We start from the raw sequence: 5,088 nt of genomic DNA on the forward strand, positions 1-5,088 counted from the left end.
CGTGGTCCGGCTCCGGGGCCCGCACGTCGTCCGGCTCCGGGGCCCGCACGTGGTCCGGCTCCGGGGCCCGCGCGTGGTCCGGCTCCGGGGCCCGCGCGTGGTCCGGTTCCGGGGCGTGTACGTCGTCCGGCTCCGAGGCCCGCACGTCGTCCGGCTCCGGGGCCTGCACGTCGTCCGGGACGGTGTCTCCCTCCGGGGCCTGCGCCTCTGCCGAGGCCCGCGCCTCGTCCGGGTCCTGTGCGTCTTCCGAGGCCGGCGCGTCTTCCGGGGTGCGTCCTTCCGCCGAGGCTTCCGGGTCTCGCGCTTCCTCCGAGCTCCGCGCCGCCTCCGGGGCCGCCCCCGCTTCCTCCGACGTCCGTACGTGCTCCGCCGCCTCCGCGCCCTGCGCAGCCGCCGCGCCCTCCGTGGCCTGCGTGTCGTGCGCGTCCTGGGCGGCTGGGGTGTCCGGAGGGGTGCGCGCGGCGTCCTGCCCGTCGGCGTTCGGCTCGGCGGCGCCGGTCCCGCCCGCGACGTCGTCGTCGTTGTCGGGTCGCTCGGTGTTCACCGCATCGCTCCTTCGGCTGCACAGCTCACGCTGGTGGGTCGTATCCCGTATCCCCTTTACGGGGGACAGCGATGGGACGCAGCGGGGGAGCGCGCGGTTCCCGGCGTGGGCCGGCTCAGTCGCCGTAGTCGGACATCGCGTCCAGCAGACGGGCCGACCTCGGCGGCACGGTCACGCCGTGGATCAGCGACGGCGGAACCGGGCGGGCGGCGTGCCGGTCGGGTGCCGACCAGTGCGGGACCATCCGGGCGCAGTCACCTCGCAGCGAGGCCAGGTCACCCTCCAGGTCGACGGGGGCGGGAACCGAAGCGTCGAGTTTCGTCATAGCGGCACCGTAGGCACGTCGGGGTAGGCGAAGAAAGATCTACTATCGGGTAGTTTTGGTCATTTCGAAGCCGCCCGCCCCCTTCTGGCCGGCGCTTCGTGCCCATCCGGCCATCCGCTTCAACCGCGCCACCGCAACCGGGTAGCGTGAATCGTCAACCCCCTCCACTCGGGAGATTCCACGCCGTGCGCATCGCAGTCACCGGCTCCATCGCCACCGACCACCTCATGACCTTCCCCGGCCGCTTCGCCGACCAGCTCGTCGCGGACCAGCTGCACACGGTCTCGCTGTCGTTCCTGGTCGACAAGCTCGATGTCCGCCGGGGTGGCGTGGGCGCCAACATCGCCTTCGGCATGGGCCAGCTCGGAACCCGGCCCATCCTGGTCGGCGCCGCCGGCGCCGACTTCGACGAGTACCGCGCCTGGCTGGACCGGCACGGCGTCGACACGGCCTCCGTGCGCATCTCCGAGACCCTGCACACCGCCCGCTTCGTGTGCACCACGGACGTCGACCACAACCAGATCGGCTCGTTCTACACCGGCGCCATGAGCGAGGCCCGCCTGATCGAGCTGAAGACCGTCGCCGACCGGGTCGGCGGCCTCGACCTGGTGCTGATCGGCGCCGACGACCCGGAGGCGATGCTCCGGCACACCGAGGAGTGCCGCTCCCGGAACATCGCGTTCGCCGCCGACTTCTCCCAGCAGATCGCCCGCATGGACGGCGAGGAGATCCGCATCCTGCTGGACGGGGCGACGTACCTCTTCTCCAACGAGTACGAGAAGGGCCTCATCGAGTCGAAGACCGGCTGGAGCGACGAGGAGATCCTCGGCAAGGTCGGCCACCGCGTCACCACCCTCGGCGCCCGGGGCGTGCGCATCGAGCGGGCCGGCGAGGACCCGATCGAGGTCGGCTGCCCGGAGGAGGAGCGCAAGCTCGAACCCACCGGCGTCGGCGACGCCTTCCGCGCCGGCTTCCTTTCCGGCCTTGTCTGGGGCGTCGGCCTGGAGCGCGCCGCGCAGGTCGGCTGCATGCTGGCCACGCTCGTCATCGAGACGGTCGGCACCCAGGAGTACGCCCTGCGCCGCGCCCACTTCATGGACCGCTTCACCAAGGCGTACGGCCATGACGCCGCCGCCGAGGTCCGGACGCACCTGAGCTGACTACCCCCGCCGGCGGACCACGTAGGCCGTACCCCGGTCCGCCGGCTCCTCACCCACGTACTCCTGGCCCCGCATCGCGCACCACGCCGGGATGTCCAGCCGGGCCGCCTCGTCGTCCGCGAGCACCCGGACCGTGCCGCCCACCGGCACCTCCCCGATGACCTTGGCCAGCTCGATCACCGGGATGGGGCAGAGCTTGCCCACCGCGTCCACGACGAGCGCGTCGTCCCGCACGACCGTGCTGGGCGTCGGCGCCCCGAGCTTCTCCCGGACCGCCGCGACCGCCTCCGGCAGCACCTGGAGGAAACGGTCGACGTCCTCCTCCGCCGCCCCGAGCGGCAGCGACACCCGCACGTTGCCCTCGCTCAGCACCCCCATCGCCTTCAGCACATGGCTCGGCGTCAGCGTGCTGCTGGTGCAGGACGATCCGGACGAGACGGAGAACCCGGCGCGGTCCAGCTCGTGCAGCAGGGTCTCCCCGTCGACATAGAGACAGGAGAAGGTGACGATCCCCGGCAGCCGCCGCGCCGGATCGCCCACCACCTCGACATCCCCGAGCAGTTCCGGAACCCCCGCGCGGATCCGGTCCGTCAGCTCCCGCAGCCGCAGCGCCTCCTGGGCCGCCTCGGCCCGCACGGCCCGCAGCGAAGCCGCCGCGGCGACGATCGCCGGAATGTTCTCGAACCCGGCGGCCCGCCCCGACTCCCGTTCGTCCGAGGGCCCTTGCGGCGCGAACCGCGCCCCCTTGCGCACCGCCAGCAGCCCCACCCCGGACGGCCCGCCCCACTTGTGGGCACTGGCCGTCAGCAGCGACCAGTCGCCCGCCACCGGCCCCCACGCCAGCGACTGCGCCGCGTCCACCAGCAACGGCACCCCGGCCGCCCGGCACACCGACGCCACCTCGGCCACCGGCTGCACGGTCCCCACCTCGTGGTTGGCCGACTGCAGACACGCCAGCGCGGTGTCGGGCCGCAGTGCCTCGGCGTACCCCTGCGCACTCACCGAGCCCTCCCGGCCCACCGCCACCTGAGTGGTCGTACCGCCGTCCTTCTCGTGCACCTCCGCCGCATGGAGCACCGAGGAGTGTTCGACCGCTGACACGATCAGGTGACGCCCGGCGCGGCGACGTCCGGCCAGCGCACCCGCGATCCCCGTGTGCACGGCGCGTGTTCCGGAGGGGGTGAACACCAGCTCGTCCGGCCGGCACCCCACCGCCTCGGCCGCCGCCTCCCGTGCCGCGTCCAGCAGCATCCGGGCCCGCCGCCCCTCCCGGTACAACCGCGCCGGATCGGCCCACCCCTCGTCGACAGAGGCCAGCAGCGCCTGCCGCGCAACGGGATGAAGGGGGGCCGCGGAAGCGGCGTCGAAGTAAGCCACACCACCACGCTAACGCCCCTGGGGGCGTGGGGAACCGCGCGACCAGCCACGATGGGCCCGCACCCGCCGGACAAGCCGTGCTTCCGGGTCGTCAGACGCCCGGAACTCCCCCCGGAAAACGGGCAGGAGCCGGGCAACCGACTCCTTCGGCTGACCCGGCGGCGCGTTCGGGCACCCTCCCCGCGAACCCCCGGAGGGCGTCGGCTAGGGTTTGGTCCGCATAAACATCCAAACCCCTGCCCGACGCAGGGCGGCGACCGACCAGCGAGAAGGCCGCAGCCGACAGCGCGGGCGAGACTCTCGGGAAGGCGCTACGTGAGTCCCAACGGCTCCGACCGCTCGCCGCGGCGCCCGATGCGGCGGAAGCTGCTGCAGGCACTGACCGCGGGCCTGGTCCTGGCGACCGCCACCGGTTGCACATGGGAGGACTTCCCCCGCCTTGGTATGCCCACCCCCACCACGGAAGAGGCGCCGATCGTCCTCTCCCTGTGGCAGGGCTCCTGGGCTGCCGCGCTCGCCGTCGGCGTGCTGGTGTGGGGCCTCATTCTGTGGAGTGCCATCTTCCACCGGCGCAGCCGCACCAAGATCGAGGTTCCTCCGCAGACCAGGTACAACGTGCCCATCGAGGCGCTGTACACGGTGGTCCCGATCATCATCGTCTCGGTCCTCTTCTACTTCACGGCGCGCGACGAGACGAAGCTCCTCGACATGTCCAAGAAGCCCGACGTCACGGTCAACGTGGTCGGCTTCCAGTGGAGCTGGTGCTTCAACTACATCGAGAATGTCGAAGGTTCCACGGGGGACGCCAAGACCTCCAAGGAACTGAACGCCATTCCGGACCGCTACAAGAAGGAGTTCCCGGCCGACGCCGGCGGCGTCTACACCTGCGGCACGCCGGGGGAGCGGAACCCGCAGACGGGCAACCCGGGCCCCACCCTCTGGCTCCCTGAGGGCAAGACGGTCCGCTTCGTGCTCACCTCGCGTGACGTCATCCACTCCTTCTGGGTGGTGCCGTTCCTGATGAAGCAGGACGTCATCCCCGGCCACACCAACGCCTTCCAGGTGACCCCCAACAGGCAGGGCACCTTCCTGGGCAAGTGCGCCGAACTGTGCGGCGTCGACCACTCCCGGATGCTGTTCAACGTGAAGGTCGTCTCTCCGGAGCGCTACGAGCAGCACCTCAAGGACCTCGCCAAGAAGGGGCAGACCGGTTACGTTCCCGCGGGCATCGAGCAGACGCCTCACGAGAAGAACCGGGAGACGAACCAACTGTGAGCATCCTCAACGAACCCGCGGGTGCCGCCGAGGCCGGCTCGTACGAGAACGAGCTGCCGGTGCGGCGCAAGCAGCCCGGCAACGTGGTCGTCAAGTGGCTGACGACCACCGACCACAAGACGATCGGCACGCTGTACCTGGTCACGTCGTTCGCGTTCTTCTGCATCGGTGGCGTGATGGCGCTCTTCATGCGCGCCGAGCTCGCCCGGCCGGGTACGCAGATCATGTCGAACGAGCAGTTCAACCAGGCGTTCACGATGCACGGCACGATCATGCTGCTGATGTTCGCGACGCCGCTGTTCGCCGGTTTCGCGAACTGGATCATGCCGCTGCAGATCGGCGCGCCGGACGTGGCGTTCCCGCGGCTGAACATGTTCGCCTACTGGCTCTACCTGTTCGGCTCGCTG

General features: G+C 71.2%; 5 protein-coding genes and 1 pseudogene. 3 read left to right on the top strand and 3 right to left on the bottom strand.

Features of this window, described 5'->3' with window-relative positions:
• Window positions 1-544: pseudogene (locus AB0O67_RS36485) on the bottom strand (hypothetical protein); the annotation flags it as partial.
• 115 nt (window positions 545-659) lie between these two features.
• A complete protein-coding gene (locus AB0O67_RS36490; RefSeq protein ID WP_365460135.1) occupies window positions 660-869 on the bottom strand; it encodes a hypothetical protein in 210 nt (69 codons plus the stop codon).
• Window positions 870-1,054: 185 nt separating this feature from the next.
• Between AB0O67_RS36490 and AB0O67_RS36495 the strand changes: the two genes are divergently transcribed.
• Window positions 1,055-2,029 (top strand): carbohydrate kinase family protein, encoded by a 975-nt coding sequence (locus AB0O67_RS36495; RefSeq protein WP_365460138.1) that lies wholly within the window; start codon window positions 1,055-1,057, stop codon window positions 2,027-2,029.
• Here AB0O67_RS36495 and AB0O67_RS36500 read toward each other — a convergent pair whose 3' ends face one another.
• Window positions 2,030-3,406 (bottom strand): aminotransferase class V-fold PLP-dependent enzyme, encoded by a 1,377-nt coding sequence (locus AB0O67_RS36500; protein ID WP_365460141.1) that lies wholly within the window; start codon window positions 3,404-3,406, stop codon window positions 2,030-2,032.
• 315 nt (window positions 3,407-3,721) lie between these two features.
• Between AB0O67_RS36500 and coxB the strand changes: the two genes are divergently transcribed.
• Window positions 3,722-4,681: a cytochrome c oxidase subunit II gene (gene coxB / locus AB0O67_RS36505; RefSeq protein ID WP_365460144.1), complete on the top strand. Its 960-nt coding sequence runs from the start codon at window positions 3,722-3,724 to the stop codon at window positions 4,679-4,681.
• Window positions 4,678-5,088, top strand: a 411-nt coding sequence (locus AB0O67_RS36510) for a cbb3-type cytochrome c oxidase subunit I (protein ID WP_365460147.1), incomplete at its 3' end; no start/stop codon positions are given. The genes coxB and AB0O67_RS36510, both read left to right, overlap by 4 nt.

Source organism: Streptomyces sp. NPDC086077, assembly GCF_040686175.1.
GTDB lineage: Bacteria > Actinomycetota > Actinomycetes > Streptomycetales > Streptomycetaceae > Streptomyces.